18 protein-coding genes and 1 other RNA gene are annotated in these 17,261 nt (G+C 56.9%); 7 read left to right on the top strand and 12 right to left on the bottom strand.

All coding sequences use genetic code 11. From position 1 onward, the window contains the following. The first annotated feature begins 105 nt into the window (after positions 1–105). Both tomB and AC1V0D_RS01150 read left to right on the top strand, forming a co-directional pair. Positions 106–483: an Hha toxicity modulator TomB gene (gene tomB, locus AC1V0D_RS01155; RefSeq protein WP_046101364.1), complete on the top strand. Its 378-nt coding sequence runs from the start codon at positions 106–108 to the stop codon at positions 481–483. A gap of 24 nt (positions 484–507) precedes the next feature. Next, positions 508–723 (top strand): HHA domain-containing protein, encoded by a 216-nt coding sequence (locus AC1V0D_RS01150; RefSeq protein WP_003850458.1) that lies wholly within the window; start codon positions 508–510, stop codon positions 721–723. Positions 724–861: 138 nt separating this feature from the next. Here AC1V0D_RS01150 and ffs read toward each other — a convergent pair. Further along, positions 862–958: signal recognition particle sRNA small type (gene ffs / locus AC1V0D_RS01145), an RNA gene on the bottom strand. Positions 959–1,133: 175 nt separating this feature from the next. Here ffs and AC1V0D_RS01140 point away from each other — a divergent pair. Then, a complete protein-coding gene (locus AC1V0D_RS01140; RefSeq protein WP_058956360.1) occupies positions 1,134–1,451 on the top strand; it encodes an MGMT family protein in 318 nt (105 codons plus the stop codon). A 33-nt stretch (positions 1,452–1,484) separates the two neighbouring features. Here AC1V0D_RS01140 and AC1V0D_RS01135 read toward each other — a convergent pair whose 3' ends face one another. Continuing rightward, complete coding sequence (locus tag AC1V0D_RS01135) at positions 1,485–2,042, bottom strand: YbaY family lipoprotein (protein WP_058956361.1); 558 nt, start codon at positions 2,040–2,042, stop codon at positions 1,485–1,487. 190 nt (positions 2,043–2,232) lie between these two features. Between AC1V0D_RS01135 and tesB the strand changes: the two genes are divergently transcribed. Beyond that, positions 2,233–3,096 carry an acyl-CoA thioesterase II gene (tesB, locus tag AC1V0D_RS01130; RefSeq protein ID WP_140923306.1) on the top strand — a complete coding sequence of 288 codons (864 nt, stop codon included), beginning with the start codon at positions 2,233–2,235 and terminating at the stop codon, positions 3,094–3,096. Between the two features lie 49 nt (positions 3,097–3,145). Here the strand turns inward: tesB and amtB are convergent, their stop codons facing one another. From amtB to AC1V0D_RS01105, 5 genes are all read right to left on the bottom strand, one after another. Beyond that, positions 3,146–4,432 carry an ammonium transporter AmtB gene (amtB, locus tag AC1V0D_RS01125; RefSeq protein WP_482906876.1) on the bottom strand — a complete coding sequence of 429 codons (1,287 nt, stop codon included), beginning with the start codon at positions 4,430–4,432 and terminating at the stop codon, positions 3,146–3,148. Between the two features lie 34 nt (positions 4,433–4,466). Further along, positions 4,467–4,805, bottom strand: a complete 339-nt coding sequence (gene glnK, locus AC1V0D_RS01120) for a P-II family nitrogen regulator (protein ID WP_003850469.1) — start codon at positions 4,803–4,805, stop codon at positions 4,467–4,469. Between the two features lie 258 nt (positions 4,806–5,063). Continuing rightward, the gene (locus AC1V0D_RS01115) at positions 5,064–6,839 is read right to left on the bottom strand and encodes a SmdB family multidrug efflux ABC transporter permease/ATP-binding protein (protein ID WP_265137152.1); all 1,776 of its coding nucleotides are present in this window, start codon (positions 6,837–6,839) and stop codon (positions 5,064–5,066) included. Beyond that, entirely contained in the window at positions 6,832–8,601 is a 1,770-nt protein-coding gene (locus tag AC1V0D_RS01110) for a SmdA family multidrug ABC transporter permease/ATP-binding protein (RefSeq protein ID WP_154928010.1), read from the bottom strand. Before AC1V0D_RS01110 ends, AC1V0D_RS01115 begins: the two co-directional genes overlap by 8 nt. A 16-nt stretch (positions 8,602–8,617) precedes the next feature. Further along, positions 8,618–9,088 carry an Lrp/AsnC family transcriptional regulator gene (locus tag AC1V0D_RS01105; protein WP_046101361.1) on the bottom strand — a complete coding sequence of 157 codons (471 nt, stop codon included), beginning with the start codon at positions 9,086–9,088 and terminating at the stop codon, positions 8,618–8,620. A gap of 116 nt (positions 9,089–9,204) precedes the next feature. Between AC1V0D_RS01105 and AC1V0D_RS01100 the strand changes: the two genes are divergently transcribed. Further along, entirely contained in the window at positions 9,205–10,239 is a 1,035-nt protein-coding gene (locus AC1V0D_RS01100; protein ID WP_009091687.1) for a PLP-dependent cysteine synthase family protein, read from the top strand. A gap of 34 nt (positions 10,240–10,273) precedes the next feature. Here AC1V0D_RS01100 and cof read toward each other — a convergent pair whose 3' ends face one another. Beyond that, the gene (gene cof, locus AC1V0D_RS01095) at positions 10,274–11,095 is read right to left on the bottom strand and encodes an HMP-PP phosphatase (RefSeq protein WP_058956364.1); all 822 of its coding nucleotides are present in this window, start codon (positions 11,093–11,095) and stop codon (positions 10,274–10,276) included. Between the two features lie 93 nt (positions 11,096–11,188). Between cof and AC1V0D_RS01090 the strand changes: the two genes are divergently transcribed. Both AC1V0D_RS01090 and queC read left to right on the top strand, forming a co-directional pair. Further along, positions 11,189–12,907, top strand: a complete 1,719-nt coding sequence (locus AC1V0D_RS01090; RefSeq protein ID WP_482907391.1) for an SgrR family transcriptional regulator — start codon at positions 11,189–11,191, stop codon at positions 12,905–12,907. 41 nt (positions 12,908–12,948) lie between these two features. Next, complete coding sequence (gene queC / locus AC1V0D_RS01085; protein ID WP_482906875.1) at positions 12,949–13,644, top strand: 7-cyano-7-deazaguanine synthase QueC; 696 nt, start codon at positions 12,949–12,951, stop codon at positions 13,642–13,644. A 47-nt stretch (positions 13,645–13,691) separates the two neighbouring features. Here the strand turns inward: queC and AC1V0D_RS01080 are convergent, their stop codons facing one another. From AC1V0D_RS01080 to hupB, 4 genes are all read right to left on the bottom strand, one after another. Further along, positions 13,692–14,090: an acyl-CoA thioesterase gene (locus tag AC1V0D_RS01080; protein ID WP_009091695.1), complete on the bottom strand. Its 399-nt coding sequence runs from the start codon at positions 14,088–14,090 to the stop codon at positions 13,692–13,694. A 97-nt stretch (positions 14,091–14,187) separates the two neighbouring features. Continuing rightward, complete coding sequence (locus AC1V0D_RS01075; RefSeq protein ID WP_033736593.1) at positions 14,188–14,541, bottom strand: helix-hairpin-helix domain-containing protein; 354 nt, start codon at positions 14,539–14,541, stop codon at positions 14,188–14,190. Positions 14,542–14,681: 140 nt separating this feature from the next. Beyond that, positions 14,682–16,550, bottom strand: coding sequence for a peptidylprolyl isomerase (gene ppiD / locus AC1V0D_RS01070; RefSeq protein WP_482906874.1), 1,869 nt, complete (start codon positions 16,548–16,550; stop codon positions 14,682–14,684). Positions 16,551–16,797: 247 nt separating this feature from the next. Next, positions 16,798–17,070 carry a nucleoid-associated protein HU-beta gene (gene hupB / locus AC1V0D_RS01065; RefSeq protein WP_009091701.1) on the bottom strand — a complete coding sequence of 91 codons (273 nt, stop codon included), beginning with the start codon at positions 17,068–17,070 and terminating at the stop codon, positions 16,798–16,800. Positions 17,071–17,261: the final 191 nt, after the last annotated feature.

The following is a 17,261-nucleotide window of genomic DNA, read 5'->3' as shown; positions in this document are numbered from 1 at the left end:
TCTTTAACGTATCCCGTTTAATAACCACCTGAAAGATCGCTTCCTGGCCGCTTTATCCGAACTCGCCGCCCTGCGGCAACTGTGCAAGCTATGGAGGGGAAAAAGATGGACGAATACTCACCAAAACGGCATGATATTGCCCAGCTGAAATACCTGTGTGAGAGCCTGTTTGACGACAGCATGGCAACATTGACTGACAGCCATCATGGCTGGGTAAATGATCCCACTTCTGAAAGCAATCTGCACCTGAACGATCTGATTGAACATATCGCTTCGTTCACCATGAATTACAAAATTAAACACGTTGAAGATGAAGCGCTGATTTCGCAAATCGATGAATATCTTGATGATACTTTTATGTTATTCAGTAACTACGGTATCAATAATCCTGATCTTCAGCGGTGGCAACGTTCAGCAAAACGCTTATTTAATCTGTTCACTGAAGAGTGCGCTTTTCTCCAGCAACCGAGCCATTCATTATAGTACAGACGTGAGAACGCTTTATTTATGAACAAAACACTGACAAAAACTGATTATTTGATGCGACTGCGTCGCTGTCGCTCCCTGGATACCCTGGAGCGGGTGATCGAAAAGAATAAGTATGAATTACCGGAAGATGAATTAGCGGTATTCTATTCGGCAGCTGACCATCGTCTGGCTGAACTGACGATGAATAAGCTCTACGATAAAGTACCGGGTTCGGTCTGGAAGTTTGTCCGCTAATCTGCTCACCTGCATCTGACGGCATTGTCCCCACATTAAGTACCGGATATTCCTGCCTGCCGGCAAAGGATCGGCCCAGGCGGGTTTTGCCTGTCTGTCATACTGGGGAAGAAGTTCAGGGGGGGAAAGTGGTGGGGGCCCTGCCAGCTACATCCCGGCACACGCATCACCTGCTACGGCTGCTTCCTTCCGGATCTGACCGAGTTCACAAGCTAGCATTGCGGGAGAACCAACAGGGCCCCCATTGACAAGCCCTCTTTACGAGAGCGGGGGCATTATCTGGGAAGGGGCTGGCAATTGCAAGCGTCGTCGGGACAACCGTTGTTTTCTTGAACAACCGCCGCGTTGATGCTTTCACCATCGCCTCTGCATGATAAAGTTAACTCTCTTTTTCCTGACGAAATAAGCACATGAATCAGCCTGACACTTTCCAGCAACGCATCTGGCAAATTGTTGCCGCGATTCCATCCGGGTGTGTCACGACCTATGGCGATGTGGCACGACTGGCCGGTTCGCCCCGTGCGGCACGTCAGGTCGGCGGTGTGCTGAGCCGGTTACCCGAGGGAACCACCCTCCCCTGGCATCGTGTCGTCAATCGTCACGGCATGATTTCGCTTCAGGGCGACCAGCTGATACGACAGCGGGATGCACTGGAAGCAGAAGGGATTGTGGTGAGTGATGCCGGTGAGCTTAATCTTGAAACGTATCGCTGGCGATTCGATGGCTGAAAAACGGGGCGGCTCTGCCGCCCCGTTTGTACATTACAGACGGGTTGGTGCAGGCACCGCCGCAGAAGGCGTGACCTGAGTCGGTGATGTCGAAGGCACGGTGGTCGCTGCGCCTGGCTGGGTTGGCATCGCCATTGAAGGCACCGGTACCAGCAGCAGTTCAGCTTTGGTGCCGCCCTGATTGATGACCGGTTTTACGCTGTCAGTGACAAAGGCCAGCTTGCCGTCGATCGCGATGGCGGCGCTTAACAGAATGCGTGCATTTGGCTGGATGTCAGCCGGGTTAAACGGCAGCACAAACTGGAACGGCGCCTGTTTGCCTTCCGTCCGCACCACGCGTTGTGACAGCACTTTTGAAGGGGCGTCGGCAACAGACGCATCCGACAGCGTCACGGTTAATACCGCATCCGGCGGCAGCGCGATGCGCTGGCGAATAAAGACTGAACCGCTGACGTTAGGCTGCGCAATCGCCGCCGTCTGTCCGGCTACCGCAGAACCCAACGTTGGTGTTGGCACAGGTTTACTCTTGTCGGCACAGCCCGCAACAGCAACCGCCATAACTACCCCACTGAACACATGCCACAGTTTCATTGATGTCGTCTCCATTTGATCAAAATGATTGTCGGCAGCGAATCCTGCTTACAGCGTTTCACTCGCCGTATGTCCTTAATGTTGGCACAAAAATGAAATTTTGCCTGGCACAGGCAAAGCGGAAAGTCTGATTGACGTCAACTGGTCCGATCTTTCACACTGAGCAGGTCACTATATTGAGGAACGCGCCATGAGTCAGGCACTGCAAAATCTGCTGAATTTATTAAATCTGGAAAAACTGGAAGAAGGTTTATATCGCGGCCAGAGTGAAGATCTTGGCCTGCGCCAGGTGTTTGGCGGTCAGGTGGTGGGTCAGGCGCTCTATGCCGCAAAGCAAACCGTCGCGACCGATCGGACGATTCACTCCTTTCACAGCTACTTTCTGCGGCCCGGCGACAGCCAGAAAGCGATTATCTATGACGTCGAAACCCTGCGTGACGGCAAAAGTTTCAGCGCCCGCCGGGTCAGTGCCATACAGAATGGTCAGCCCATTTTTTATATGACCGCCTCATTCCAGTCACCGGAAAGTGGCTTTGAGCACCAGAATGCGATGCCACAGGTGGCAGGACCGGAAAATCTGGTCACGGAACAGGCGATGGCGCAGAAGATGGCGCACATGCTGCCGGAAAAACTGCGGGAGATATTTATCGCGGAACGTCCGCTGGAGATCCGCCCGGTGCAGATTCACAATCCGTTGCGCGGGCATGTGGACAAGCCTGAGCGCCAGGTCTGGATCCGGGCCAACGGTCCGCTGCCTGACGATCTGCGCATCCATCAGTATCTGCTCGGCTATGCGTCGGATCTCAATTTCCTGCCGGTTGCGCTGCAGCCACACGGCAAAGGCTTTTTAGAGGCGGATATGCAGGTCGCCACGATCGACCACTCGATGTGGTTCCATCGTCCGTTCGACTTCAGCGAGTGGCTGCTCTACAGCGTGGTAAGTACTTCAGCGTCAGGTGCCAGGGGGTTCGTACGAGGTGAGTTCTACAATCAGCAGGGGGTGCTGGTCGCCTCTACGGTGCAGGAAGGGGTGATGCGCCAGCGAAGCGAATAAAAAAAGGGGCGATAGCTCGCCCCTTTTTCACTGCTTATACTCTCACGCATTACTGGTTGTAAGCGTTCTCGCCGTGGCTGTTAACATCCAGACCTTCTCGTTCGTGCTCTTCCGGTACGCGCAGACCGACAATCAGATCGGCCAGTTTAAAGCCGATGAAGGCCACCACGCCAGACCAGACGATTGTGACGCCGACGCTGAAGAGCTGAACCCAGACCTGATGGCCCATGGTCACACCCTGCGCATAACCGACGCCGCCCAGTGAAGAGGAGGCAAACACGCCCGTCAGGATACAGCCAACAATGCCGCAGACGCCGTGCACGCCGAACACATCGCAGGGGTCGTCCACACGCAGCCATTTCTTCAGAGAGGTCACACCCCACAGACCCGCCAGTCCGCCAACCAGACCGATAATCAGTGCACCGCCGACGCCAACATAACCACAGGCTGGGGTAATCGCGACCAGTCCGGCGATAAAGCCTGAACAGGCGCCCAGCAGAGAAGGCTTACCGCGCACCGCCCATTCGCCAAAGGTCCATGAGAGTACGGCACCCGCCGTTGCCACAACGGTGTTCAGGAACGCCAGTGCAGCAATTTCGTTTGCTGCTGAGGCAGAACCGGCGTTGAAGCCGAACCAGCCTACATAGAGGATCGCGGTGCCGGTGAAGACCATCGGCAGATTATGAGGTTTGAAAGCTTCTTTACCAAAGCCGGCACGTTTGCCAACCAGATACGCGCCCACCAGACCCGCTACCGCGGCGTTGATATGCACGACGGTACCGCCGGCGAAGTCCAGCGCGCCATCCTGCGCCAGGAAACCGCCTGCCCATACCATATGCGCGATAGGCAGGTAAGCCAGCGTCAGCCAGACACCGACGAAGATCAGTACGGCTGAGAAACGGATGCGTTCTGCAATGGCACCCACAATCAGGCCCACGGTGATGCAGGCAAATGAGGCCTGGAATGCAACGTGGATATACTGATAGAAGCTGCCCATTACCGCGGTCAGCTGGATATTCTTCAGCATGGTCCAGCCAAATCCGCCAAAGAAGGCGTTACCTTCGCTGAACGCCAGTGAATAGCCGTAGACCATCCACAGGACGCACACCAGCGAGAAAGTGACGGCCACCTGCGTCAGCATCGACAGCACGTTCTTACCGCGAATCAGACCGCCGTAAAACAGCGCAATCCCTGGAATTGACATAAACAGCACCAGCGCGGTGCAAATCATCATAAATGCGTTGTCAGCCTTGTCCGCAACGGCAGGCGCAGCCATCGCGAGCGATGGTAACAGTGCCAGGCTGGTCAGGCCCAGCTTAGTCAGAACTTTATTCATTTTTATTCCATCCCATCACAATACTGAGTCGTAATTACAGAGCGGCTTCGTCGGTCTCGCCGGTACGAATACGAATGACGCGCTGCAGTTCAGCCACGAAAATTTTACCGTCGCCAATTTTTCCGGTGTAAGCCGCTTTACTGATAACATCCACAACTTCGTCCAGCTGATCGTCGGCAATAGCGATATCAATTTTGACTTTCGGCAGGAAGTTCACGCTGTACTCTGCGCCCCGATAGAGCTCGGCGTGCCCCTTCTGGCGGCCAAACCCTTTCACTTCGGAGACGGTCAGTCCCTGAATGCCGATAGAGGACAAAGCTTCACGCACATCCTCCAGCTTGAATGGCTTAATTACGACGGTAACCAGCTTCATTGGATCCCCTCCAGCGAGTAAATAGGTAACGTTTACGGACACACAGGGAGATAAGCAAAGGCTGTGCCAGTTAGTAAAAGCGGTGATAATCAGTGGGTCAGGCGGGATGGAGCAAGGAGAGGCTCTGCAGTGGCTCTGAAAAGGGGGAAAAGGAGAAAGCCGGTCAGCGCATCGGGATGCACTCCTTTGGTGCTTCAGGCGTCAAAGGAGTGCATTTATACAGATTAGTCCGATAAAGCTGCGCAAAAAAGGTGCAGGTCAGGCTTCCGCGGTGGCAGGCACGCCCGACGCGAGATCATCCCCGGCCTGCTGAAGCTGATACATCTGCCAGTAGCGGCCCTGCATCGCCAGCAGTTGCTGGTGCGTGCCCTGCTCGACCACCCGGCCGCGATGGAGGACCAGGATTTTGTCGGCGTCGATAATGGTGGAGAGACGGTGAGCAATTACCACCAGCGTGCTGTGCTGACGCAGCCTGGCCAGCGTCTGCTGAATCGCCTGTTCCGTGCCGGAGTCAATATTAGCCGTGGCTTCATCCAGAATCAGTATCTGCGGCAGATCGACCAGCACCCGCGCCAGCGCCAGCAGCTGCTTCTGCCCGACAGACAGGTTATTCCCCTGCTCACCCAGCCGGGTGTGAATCCCCTCCGGCAGAGCCTGCGCCAGGGGCGCGAGCCGGACCTGTTCCAGCACCGTCCAGACCGCCTCTTCGCTGATATCACGGCCCAGCCGGACATTGGCCAGCAGCGTATCCGCCAGCACCACCGGGTCCTGCTGCACCATGGCGATCCCGTGTCGCAGCACGCTATGGCTCAGATGCCCAATCGGCCGGTCATCAATGCGGATTTCACCGCGCGTCACCGGGTAGTAGCCCATTAGCAGGTTTGCCAGCGTGCTTTTGCCGCTGCCGGTATGTCCGACCAGCGCCACAAATTCGCGTGGCGCCACCTCAAGATTAATGTCACTGAGTACATCGCGGTTTTCACGGTAGGCGAAGCTCAGATTGTTCAGCGAAATGCGGCCGGAAGCCAGCGGCTGCTGACTGTCGCCATACTGCTGCTGCGCGGCATCCATGAGTTCGAAGATGCGCTCACCGGAGACCACCGCCTGCTGCAACATCGACTGCTGTGTGGTCAGCTCAATCAGCGGCTCATTCAGGCGTCCCAGATAGGTGATGAAGGCATAAAGCACACCGACTTCAAAAACGCCGGGCACGGAGAAGCTGAACAGGACCAGCAGGCCGCACAGCACCATTGCGGAAAAGAGGCTCAGCAACGGGCGCAGCAGAAAGCCGTCGAGACGCAGTGTTTCCATCCGCGCCAGGTAGTGAGAGCGACTGGCCTCGCCCATCCGCTCGCCGAAGCGGGCCTGCTGACGAAACTGCTGGATCACGCTCATGCCGCTGATTACTTCGTTAAAGCCGTTGTTAATGTCGGCCAGATAACCGCGAACCCGACGGGCAATCGGCGTGCTGAAGCGCTGATAGATCACCATCACCATCAGCACCAGCGGGAAGATCATCATCGCCACCAGCGCCATGCGCCAGTCAAGGCTGAACATCGCCACCATCATGGCCCCGACCAGCGCGGCACTGCGCAGCACGGTTGAGACCACCGTGACGTAGAGATCGCGGATGACTTCGGTGTCGTTGGTCACGCGTGAAATAATCTGACCGACCGGCTGGGTATCGAAGGCGCTCAGCGGCTGACAGAGCGCGGCATTCATCACATCGCTGCGTAACCGCTGCACCACGCCGATCGCCGCCCGGTTGAATAACAGCGCCTGCCAGTAGTGGAGCGCGGCGGCCAGTAGCTGAAGCAGAATGAAACTGACCAGCAGGCCGGCGACCAGCCCCCAGGGCATCTGATGTTTCGCCACCAGATTGTCGATAAAGTAGCTGACCAGCACCGGTCCGGTCACTTCAGCAGCGGCCGCGATCCAGAGCAGGCCGACGGCCAGCGACAGGGATTTTCGCCAGGGCTTACCGTAGCTCAGCAGGCGCTTCAGGGTAGGCCACAAGCGGGCAGACTTAGCCATGCGGCACTCCTTTCTCATTTTCATCATCATCCAGTGCGGCTTCCAGCTGCTGATAACGGAACATATCCCGATACCAGCCGGGCGTTCCGCTCAGCGTATCGTGGTCGCCGCGCTGGGCGACGCTGCCCTGCTGCATCACCAGAATTTCACTGGCTTCCGTCAGCGCCGATAAGCGGTGCGCGCTGATAATCAGCGTGCGTCCCTCTCCCCAGATACGCAGGTTATGCAGAATTTCATGTTCGGTACGGCCATCCACCGCAGAAAGCGCGTCATCCAGAATCAGGATTTCGGCATTCAGCAGCAGAGCCCGGGCAATGGAAAGGCGCTGCTTCTGTCCCCCGGAGAGCATCACACCCCGCTCCCCGACTTCCGTTTCATAACCCTGAGGCAGACGCAGGATATCGTCATGCACGCAGGCGAGCCTGGCGGCCTGTTCGATCTCCTGCCGGGTCGCGCCCGGTTTCCCCAGCGCAATGTTACTGGCCACGCTGTCAGAGAAGAGGAACGGCGTCTGGCTGACCACCGCCAGACGGCTGCGCCAGCTGTCGAGCCGCAGCTGCGGCAGCGGGATCTGGTGGTAGCGGATATCCCCCTGCTGAATGTCAAAGTGGCGCTGAATCAGGCTGAGCAGCGTGCTTTTGCCGCTGCCGGTCGGGCCGCACAGTCCCAGCATCTGACCGGGTTTCAGCTGAAAGCAGACATCGCTTAACACCGGCGCCGTGCTGGCCGGATAGTGAAAGGCTCGAATCGCCACCTGAAGCGTTCCGGGGTCAGGCGGCAGCGTTTTGTCACCATCTTCCACCGCCGGTGCTTCCGCCAGCAGCGCGCCGATGCGGCTCCATGCGGCACTGCCACGTTCAACAATATTAAACATCCAGGCCAGCGCCAGCATGGGCCAGATCATCAGGCCGAGATACATCACGAAGCTGGTGAGCTGACCCAGCGTCATCTGATCATGCCACACCAGCCAGCTGCCGCCGCCAATCGCCAGCAGGTTTGAAAAGCCGATGGCGATATAGATAGTGGGATCGAAACGGGCATCAACCCGCGCCACCCGCAGGTTTTTCTCACCGGTGTCGCGGGCGATAGCGGAAAACTGCTGTGACTGATGCTGCTCAAGCCCAAAGGCTTTGATCATGCGGATGCTGGTCAGGCTCTCCTGCGTCTGGTCGTTAAGGCTGGAAAAGGCTGCCTGAGCCAGCTTAAAGCGATCGTGCAGTTGATTACCGTAACGATGGATGACGATCGCCATCACCGGCATCGGCACCAGCGAGAGCAGCGTCAGCTGCCAGCTGATCTGGGTACTCATCACCAGCAGCACGCCACAGCCCATAACCAGCGAGTCCACCAGCGTCAGCACCCCTTCCCCGGCAGCAAACACCACCCGATCCACGTCGTTAGTGGCGCGCGCAATCAGGTCACCCGTGCGATGGCGCAGATAAAATGCCGGTTGCTGACGACTCAGCTGACGATAAAAATCTTCACGCAGCTCGACCGCCAGCTGATAGGAAGCGCCAAACAGCAGCACGCGCCAGACATAGCGCAGCAGATAGACCACGACCGCCGTTGCCAGCATGATCCCAATCCACATCATGATGCGACCGGTACTCATGGTGTCGCGTGTCACGCCGTCAACAATGATCCCCACCACATGCGGCGGCAGCAACTGCAGAACAGCAATAACAATCAGCAGGATGACCGCGCCCAGATAGCGTCGCCACTCCCGCAAAAAATACCAACTTAACTGACTGAATAATCGCACAGCGCTGTTCTCAATCTCAGGCCCCCAGAGGGGCAACGGGTAAAGCCGTGGTGTATTTAATCTCTTCCATGGCGAAGCTGGAGGTCACATCGATCAGGCCGGGCACGCCGTTGACTAATCGCTTATAGAAAGCATCATAGCTTTTCATGTCGGCCACCTGAATGCGCAGCAGGTAGTCATACTCGCCTGCCATACGGTAAAAGGCCATCACCTCCGGCATGCTATTGACCACCGAGACAAAGGTCTGATACCAGTCACGGCTGTGCTGCTGGGTTTTAACAAACATAAACGCCGTCAGTGACAGGCCGATTTTGTCACCGTCCAGTAACGCCACCCGCGCGCGAATAATGCCATCATCTTCCAGTTTTTTCAGTCGCTTCCAGCAGGGCGTGGTCGTGAGGTTGACGGCATCTGCCAGCGCCTGCAGCGACAGCGTGCAGTCCTGCTGCAGTAGTGCAAGCAGCTTAAGGTCAGTTTTGTCTAACATTCGCGTCTCCGGGAGAATCATTTTCTCCATTAACGCGATTTTAGCGGTAATTTTGCAATCTCTTTTTCCTGCACGTGCCATAAAATAGCCGGACTGTTTATAACCGGATGACTGAGATGCAGACCTGCTGGATTCGCCACGCTATCAACGAAATTAACGCCGATTTTCAGCGATCGGCCGAGACGCATCTGATCCGTTTCGATCTGGCGGATTTTCCCGGCATCTGGTTCTACCTGAAAGATGAGAGTACCCATCCCAGCGGCAGCCTGAAGCATCGCCTGGCGCGCTCCCTGTTTCTTTATGGCCTCTCTAACGGCTGGATTAAACAGGATACGCCGATTATTGAAGCCTCGTCAGGCAGCACGGCTGTTTCTGAGGCCTACTTCGCACGGCTGCTGGGACTGCCCTTCATTGCGGTGATGCCAGCCAGTACGGCAAAACGGAAAATTGAGCAGATCGCCTTTTATGGCGGGCGGTGTCATTTTGTCGAGGATCCCTGCCAGCTCTACGCGGAATCTGAGCGGCTGGCGCGTGAACTGAACGGCCACTTTATGGATCAGTTTACCTATGCTGAGCGTGCAACCGACTGGCGCGGCAATAACAACATCGCGGAGAGCATTTTCCGTCAGATGCAGCATGAACCCTATCCGATCCCTCATACGGTGATTATGAGTGCAGGCACCGGCGGCACCTCCGCCACACTGGGGCGCTATATCCGCTATCAGGGACTCGAAACGAAACTGCTGGTGGTCGATCCCCAGCACTCAGTGTTTTTCGATTACTGGCAGCAGCGTGATGCCACCCTGACCAGCACCCGTGGCAGCCTGATCGAGGGGATTGGCCGTCCGCGGGTCGAGCCGTCATTTATGCCCGATGTGATCGACGAAATGATCAAAGTGCCGGACGGCGCAACGCTGGCCGCGATGCTGAAACTGGAAAAGATTCTGGGACGCAAGCCGGGTGCCTCTACCGGCACCAACTTCTGGGGCATGATGCAGGTGGCGAAACGCTTACGGGCGGCAAATCAGTCGGGCGCGCTGGTCACGCTGTTATGTGACAGTGGCGAACGCTATCCCGACAGCTACTATCAGCCGGAATGGGTGGCAAAACATATCGGTGACATCACGCCGTGGCAGCGCGAGCTGGCGTAAAAAACCGGACTTCCAGTCCGGTTCACGGCAATCCTCAGCATTCGGGGGAATACGCGAGGTGGGGTGTCGCCAGCCAGTGATTTAAATAATGGGACACCGCCTGTGTCCCGCAATGCCCTAACACCGGCAGATGCGGAAGCGCCCTCTTTAACTGCGCCATCGCATTGCCCATGATGAAACCCTGCCCGGCCTGAGCCAGCATCTCGCGATCGTTCATCGCATCCCCGAACGCCATACACTCCGCCATGGTCAGGGAGAGATGGTCACACAGCAGCGCCAGCGCGCTGCCCTTGTTGCAGTTTGCGGGCAACACTTCCAGACAATCCTCCGCAGAGAAACAGATGTTGACCTGATCGCCCAGCACGGCATCCAGCTGCGTTTTAAGCTGACACAGGTGCTGATGCCGATCGATGAAGCAGATTTTTGTTACCTGATGCGCGGGCAGCGTTTTAAGGTCGCACAGCTGATAGCCAAATCCGCTCATCTGATGCGCCACCAGCAGTTCAGGCTGCGGCCGGTCGGTAAACCAGCCCTGGTCGTTAAAGATGTGCATCGTGGCAGTCGTCTCCCAGTGACGATGGATCACCTCTTCGGCGACAGCAGAAGGCAGATCGCATCCAAAGAGCCGCGTTCCCTGCCGGTCATGTATGCGGGTGCCATTCCCCGTGATAAGCCAGGCGGGCAGAATCATTTTTTCCCGCAGAATCTGCATCTCCAGCAGATGGCGGCCCGTCGCCAGCGCGAGATGAAGACCCCGTGAATGTAACGCCTGCAGACTCTCCAGTGTCTGCTGTCCCAGCTGGTGATCCGGCAACAGCAATGTGCCATCCATATCGAACGCGGCTAAACGCATCATGACTCTCCTCCTGCTGAAAAGATGAGTCCCACTATTGCCTGTTAATTACGGAACTAATAGTGAATACTTTTAAAAAATTGTTCCGGGTTTATGATGCGCGAACTTCACCGTATTCATCAGTTTCAGCGCCTGTGGCAGCAGAGTCAGGGGGCGCCTCAGCAGACCTGCGTGGCGGAGATGGCCCGTCACTGCATCTGCAGCGAGCGTCATCTGCGCACGCTGCTGTCACACTGGCAGCAGGCGGGCTGGCTCAGCTGGCGGGGTGAAGCGGGCCGGGGTAAGCAGGGCCAGGTCACTTTTCTGCGCACGCCTGAAGCGTTACGTCAGCAGCTGCTGCAACGGCAGCTCGATACCGGCGCGGCGGCAGACGCCTTGCAGCTGCTGGATCTGCCGCCGGAGCGGCTGATGACTCTGCTGCGCCCGATGATGGGGGGACAGTGGCAGAACGATACGCCGGTGCTGCGCATCCCCTACTATCGCCCGATGGAGAGCACAGCACCGCATCAGATTACCGGTCGGGCTGAACAGCATCTGGTGCGCCAGATCTACTCCGGCCTGACCCGCTTTGAGCAGGATGCGCCGGTTGGCGATCTGGCTCATCACTGGCAGCACGATGAAACGGGATGTCACTGGCTATTCTGGTTACGGCCTCAGCTGAGGTGGCACAACGACGAGCCGGTTCAGGCGGAGCAACTGGTGTCGCAGTTTCGTCAGCTGTTGCAGGAACCGCGCGTCGCACTGCTGCTGGCCGACGTGGAGAGCGTGGAAGCGCCGCATCCGCTGGCCCTGCGTTTTGTGCTGCGGCAACCTGATTTCTGGCTACCGCACCGGCTGGCACATCTGCTGTGCCTGCTGCCCCATCCCGATCATCCCGCCATCGGCAGCGGTCCGTGGAAACTGCGTCACTTCAGCCCTGAACTGGTCAGGATGGAGAGTCATGCGCAGTGGCACCTGCAGCGTCCACTGTTGCAGGCCGTGGAGTACTGGATTACGCCACAACTGTTCGACCCCCGCCTGGGCAGCAGCTGTCGTCATCCGGTGCAGATCGCCATCGGCGATGCCGCCGAGCTTAAGACGCTGCAACCGGTCAGCAACAGCATCAGTCTCGGTTTCTGCTATCTGCTCTGCCGCCCGCGTGACGGATTTACTGCCGAACAGGCGCGCAGCGTTTTCCATCTGATCCAGCAAAGCGGCATCGTCAGCCGGCTGCCTCTTGATGAAGGCTTAATTACGCCCAGCAACGAGCTGTTGCCTGGCTGGCCGGTGCCGACGATCGAGGCGGTGCCTGGCCCCCTGCCCGCCACGCTGACACTCCACTATCAGCTGCCGGTTGAGCTGCATCAGATGGCGCAGGCGTTATGTGAATTACTGAGGCAGCATGGCTGTCACCTCCAGGTGTTTTTTCATCCGGTCAAAAGCTGGCAAACCATTCATCAGCTTGATGAGGCCGACCTGGTGATGGGCGATCGACTGATTGGCGATGCCCCGGTGTTTACACTGGCGACCTGGCTGGCACTGGATCCGCTGTGGCGGCCCCTGTCAGCGACCCCGCAGGGCAAAGCGGTACAGAGACAGCTGCTGGCTATCCAGCAGATTGCTGACGGTCAGGCCCGCTCCCGCGCGCTGCATCAGCTTTATCATCAGCTGATGGCGGACGGCGTTCTGCTGCCGCTGTTCAACTATCGCTACCAAATCTACGCGCCGCCCGGCGTCGAAGGGATTGAACTCAATACGCTGGGCTGGTTCGATTTCAGCCGCGCATGGATTCCGCCGCCGATTGATCCGCCGTGCAGCTGTTCAGCGGCGGAATGAGGCATTACCATAAGCGCAAAATTACTTATCAGGGAAACGCCATGAAACGCGCTGTTGTTGTTTTCAGCGGTGGACAAGATTCCACAACCTGCCTGGTTCAGGCTTTAGCACTTTATGATGAGGTGCACTGCGTCACCTTCGATTACGGACAACGCCATCGGGAAGAGATTGAGGTGGCCCGGGAACTGGCTATCAGGCTGGGTGCGCGCGCACATAAAGTGCTGGATGTCACCATGCTGAACGAACTCGCCGTCAGCAGCCTGACGCGCGATAGCATTCCGGTACCCGCCTACAATCCTGACGCCACCGGATTACCGAGTACTTTTGTCCCGGGTCGCAATATTCTCTTTCTGACGCTGGCCTCGGTTTATGCCTATCAGGTAGAGGCCGAAGCGGTGATCACGGGCGTCTGCGAAACCGATTTTTCCGGCTATCCCGATTGCCGCGATGAGTTTGTTAAAGCCATGAACCTGGCGGTCACGCTTGGTATGGCGCGCTCTCTCCGCTTCGAGACGCCGCTGATGTGGCTCAATAAGGCGGAAACCTGGGCGCTGGCGGACTACTGGCAGCAACTGCCGCTGATTCGCGAAGAGACGCTGACCTGCTATAACGGCGTGAAAGGTGACGGCTGCGGTGAGTGTGCAGCCTGTCATTTACGGGCCAACGGCCTGCAGGGTTATCTCAGCGATCGTGCGGGCGTGATGGCCGCAATGAAAGCAAAGAGCGGCCTTAACTGAGGCCAGCAGCGATGGCGGCAGCGATCGGGTTTGCCGCCTTTTTTCTCTCATGCCATCAGACGCATCAGTCGCTCCCGCAACGCCCCTTCCAGGGTGACCGCCTTCTGGGTGCGCAAATCGATGCAGACAAAGGTCAGCGCAGCATCGGCAACCACTGTCTCCTGGCCTGCCAGCAGCACCCGCTGTGCGATGACGCCACTCCTGCCATTTAACTGCGTAATCTCACTGTCGATGGTGAGTACGTCGCCCAGTACGGCCGGGCGACGGTAGTTGATGTTGATATTGACCACCACAAACGCCAGTTTCTGCTCCTGCAGCCAGTGGAATGCTTCAGCCTCTTCCAGCCATTGCCAGCGCGCCTCCTCAAGAAATTCAAGATAACGCGCATTGTTGACGTGCTGATAGACATCCAGATGGTAGCCGCGCACTTTTATCGTGGTCTGCATGGTCATGCTCTCCTGCTTCGGGTGAACTGGTTGGACCTGTTCACTTTAGCAGAGCCGCCGGTTCAGCGCGGGTTATGCATCACAGATGCGTGTTGCCTCACAATTTCAGCCGGCCTGCATTACGTTCTATCAGCGCATTCCCGATCCCCGGCACTTCGCTGAGTTGCTGGATCGCGCTGAACGGTCCGTACTGTTCGCGATAACTGACAATGGCCTGGGCCTTTTTCAGCCCCACGCCGTTCATCACGGCAGAGAGCTGTTCCGCCGTCGCATCGTTGATGCTGACCTGACCCGGCTGAGCAACGTCGCTGATCGCTTTTTCCGGCGCAGGCAATGCGTTCTGGCTGATGGACGTGCTGGCAGGATCGGGGGCCGCAGCGACGCTGCTGTGGCAGAACGCGCCGCCCAGCGCGAGTGAGAGATAGAGGGCAACGACTTCATGTTTAGCCATGCTGTGTTTCTCCTTGTGTGTAAACAGCAGCGACAGCGTGTCACGACGGTGCACAAGGCACAAAAGCGGGATTTCAGAAATGGAAAAGGCCGCGAATGCGGCCTTGGGTTATTACAGTGGTTTTGCGGTTTCTGCGAGGCTTACTGCATTTGTGCGGCTGCGCCGTACTTGATTTTTGCCTCTTTGCGCAGATTTTGCAGTAACGCTTCAAAGGTCAGCTGGGCATTGTTCTGCGTGACACCTTTGACCATTTCATCAATCTGCGCCTGTGGCATGGTGCCGGTTTTCACCTTATCCACGGCCACCAGCACCACGTTGCCCTGCATATCTTCACTCACGCCCCATGATGGTTTGTTATCTGCAGGCTGAGGCAGATTAAAGGCAGCCTGTGCCACCGGATCCTGCACGTTGCGATCGACCGTTTTACTGGCGCTCAGCGTCAGGCCTGCTGCGGTCAGCGCATCCTGCTTACCGGCTTTAAGCGCATCCAGCAGTTTGTCCGCCTGGGCTTTCGCCTGCTGCGTCGCTTTATCATGCTTCAGCGTGTCGGTGATCTGCGCCTTAACCTGATCCAGCGGTTTTACCGCTTCCGGTTTGTGATCGCTGATACGCAGCACAAAGGCGCGGTCGCCATCCACGCTGATGATATCGGAGTTATTACCCGGCGCACCGTTCTGTCCCACCAGGCCACCGTTGAAGATAGCCTGCTTAACCGGATCAAAATTAAGCGCGTCTGGCAGTGAATCCTGACTGAACCAGCCGGTCTCCTGTGCCTTCAGACCGGAAGCCTGCTCGGCCCCCGCCAGTGACTCATTATCGTTGCTCGCCGCTTCGCTGACTTTCTGCTGCAGTTTGTAGAACGCATCAACGCCCTTCTCCTGCTTCACTTTCGCGGCAATCGCGCTGTGAACGTCAGCCAGCGGCTTAACCTGCTCTGCCTGGATATCGTCAAGACGCACGACCAGGAAGCCCACTGACGATTTGATCACGCCCGACATCTGGCCTTTCTCTGTCAGGCCCGCATTTTTCAGCTCATCCGGTGTGGTAGACGGTTCCAGCCAGCCCATGTCGCCGCCCTTACGCGCGGAGATAGGGTCAATGGATTTGGCTTTTGCCACGTCCGCGAAAGAGGCGCCCGCTTTCAGCTGAGCCAGAACGGCATTAGCATCCGCTTCCGTTTTCGTCTGGATTACGCTGTAGCGAGTACGCTGTGGCTGCGTGTAGTCCGCTTTATGCTGATCGTACCAGGCCTGAATATCCGCCTCGCTGGCATCCTGCTGCATGCTGGCGGCATCCATCAGGATGTAGCTGACGCGGAACTGCTCTGGTGCCATAAAGCTGCTTTTATGCTGCTGATAATACTGGCTGATTTCGTCATCGGTGACGGTCTGTTTCGCCGCCAGCGCGTTCACATCCAGCGTCACCTGACGGATATCACGCTGCTGTGACACCAGGTCCACCAGCCGGCTCGCTTCGCCTTTCAGCGTGAAGTCAGTATTGGCGACGGCATTGATCAGCTGTTGATTGGAGAGCTGTTTACGCAGCGCTTCAGCATACTGGTCAGCACTGAACCCCATGCTGCCGATCAGATTGAGGTATTTCGCATTATCGAATTTACCGTTGGTCTGAAAAGCCTGCTGGTTGAAGATAGCCTGTTTGACCTGATCGTCGCTGATGCTGAGGTGGAGATCTTTGATATAGCTGTCAAGCAGCGCCCGGTCGATTAACTGAGACAGCGCCTGCTGACGCATCTGCTGCATGTAACCGTCGTTGCTGGCCAGCTGCGAGAACTGGTCACCCAGCATCTGCTGCTGACGACTGCGTTCGCTGTTGAACGCCTGCTCCAGCTGCGCGCGGCTAATCTCCTGACCGTTTACTTTGGCCGCATAGTCGTTATTGCCGCCAATCAGATAGTTGCCAACGCCCGTCAGCACAAAGGAGAGGATAATCAGCCCCAAAATAATCTTGAGCACGACATGGTTCGACGCCGCGCGTAAATTGTCCATCATGGTATGGCAACACTCCGCTGTAGTGTGAATGTAAAGCCCGGTCGCCCTTTGCCTCTGGCTGGCGACTCACGCAACTGCTGGCTTAGCTGGCAGTCTCAATCCGGTCCAGGTCCATCTAACGGCCCGATTTTCACCGATTAAAACAAAAAAGGCACATCTCATTGATGTGCCCGTATGTTACATGAGAACGCGTTCATCGTCCTCTCATCCACTGAAGAAAATGCGTCAATGAATCTGTTCGTTATTCTTAATTGACTGCGTCTTTCAAGGCTTTACCGGCACGGAAACCTGGCACTTTACCGGCCGGGATCGTGATCTCTTTACCGGTTTGCGGGTTGCGGCCAGTACGCGCAGCACGGTCACGTACAGAGAAAGTACCGAAACCGACCAGAGCCACTTCATCACCGTCTTTCAGCGCATCGGAAACAGAGCCCATAAATGCATCTAAAACACGTCCCGCTGCCGCTTTAGAAATGTCAGCATCAGCAGCAATTTTGTCGATCAATTGTGACTTATTCACTCTCTTCATCCCCTCTTTTATTATTTCACATCGTACCCCGGCTTCCCGCCGGGTACGAACGCGCAGCAAGTTATATCAAGCCTGTGGAGCCGAAACAACGGAATTTCTCTGAGAACGTCATGCCGGCAGCCACCTAAATTAGCGGCACAAAAAAAAGCTGGCAAGCGTCAATTGCCTTGCCAGCTTCGCTT

This window comes from Pantoea sp. PA1, assembly GCF_056856975.1.
Note: the sequence above shows the minus strand (reverse complement) of the source record. Positions and strands in the feature narration are given on the sequence as shown.

Bases quoted from the DNA above. Each gene is read 5' to 3' on its own strand.
- amtB (WP_482906876.1), bottom strand. From the start codon at position 4,432: ATGAATAAAGTTCTGACTAAGCTGGGCCTGACCAGCCTGGCACTGTTA.
- queC (WP_482906875.1), top strand. From the start codon at position 12,949: ATGAAACGCGCTGTTGTTGTTTTCAGCGGTGGACAAGATTCCACAACC.
- tesB (WP_140923306.1), top strand. From the start codon at position 2,233: ATGAGTCAGGCACTGCAAAATCTGCTGAATTTATTAAATCTGGAAAAA.
- AC1V0D_RS01080 (WP_009091695.1), bottom strand. From the start codon at position 14,090: ATGCAGACCACGATAAAAGTGCGCGGCTACCATCTGGATGTCTATCAG.
- AC1V0D_RS01135 (WP_058956361.1), bottom strand. From the start codon at position 2,042: ATGAAACTGTGGCATGTGTTCAGTGGGGTAGTTATGGCGGTTGCTGTT.
- AC1V0D_RS01150 (WP_003850458.1), top strand. From the start codon at position 508: ATGAACAAAACACTGACAAAAACTGATTATTTGATGCGACTGCGTCGC.
- AC1V0D_RS01115 (WP_265137152.1), bottom strand. From the start codon at position 6,839: ATGGCTAAGTCTGCCCGCTTGTGGCCTACCCTGAAGCGCCTGCTGAGC.
- cof (WP_058956364.1), bottom strand. From the start codon at position 11,095: ATGATGCGTTTAGCCGCGTTCGATATGGATGGCACATTGCTGTTGCCG.
- AC1V0D_RS01075 (WP_033736593.1), bottom strand. From the start codon at position 14,541: ATGGCTAAACATGAAGTCGTTGCCCTCTATCTCTCACTCGCGCTGGGC.
- ppiD (WP_482906874.1), bottom strand. From the start codon at position 16,550: ATGATGGACAATTTACGCGCGGCGTCGAACCATGTCGTGCTCAAGATT.
- glnK (WP_003850469.1), bottom strand. From the start codon at position 4,805: ATGAAGCTGGTTACCGTCGTAATTAAGCCATTCAAGCTGGAGGATGTG.
- AC1V0D_RS01140 (WP_058956360.1), top strand. From the start codon at position 1,134: ATGAATCAGCCTGACACTTTCCAGCAACGCATCTGGCAAATTGTTGCC.
- AC1V0D_RS01090 (WP_482907391.1), top strand. From the start codon at position 11,189: ATGCGCGAACTTCACCGTATTCATCAGTTTCAGCGCCTGTGGCAGCAG.
- AC1V0D_RS01105 (WP_046101361.1), bottom strand. From the start codon at position 9,088: ATGTTAGACAAAACTGACCTTAAGCTGCTTGCACTACTGCAGCAGGAC.
- AC1V0D_RS01100 (WP_009091687.1), top strand. From the start codon at position 9,205: ATGCAGACCTGCTGGATTCGCCACGCTATCAACGAAATTAACGCCGAT.
- tomB (WP_046101364.1), top strand. From the start codon at position 106: ATGGACGAATACTCACCAAAACGGCATGATATTGCCCAGCTGAAATAC.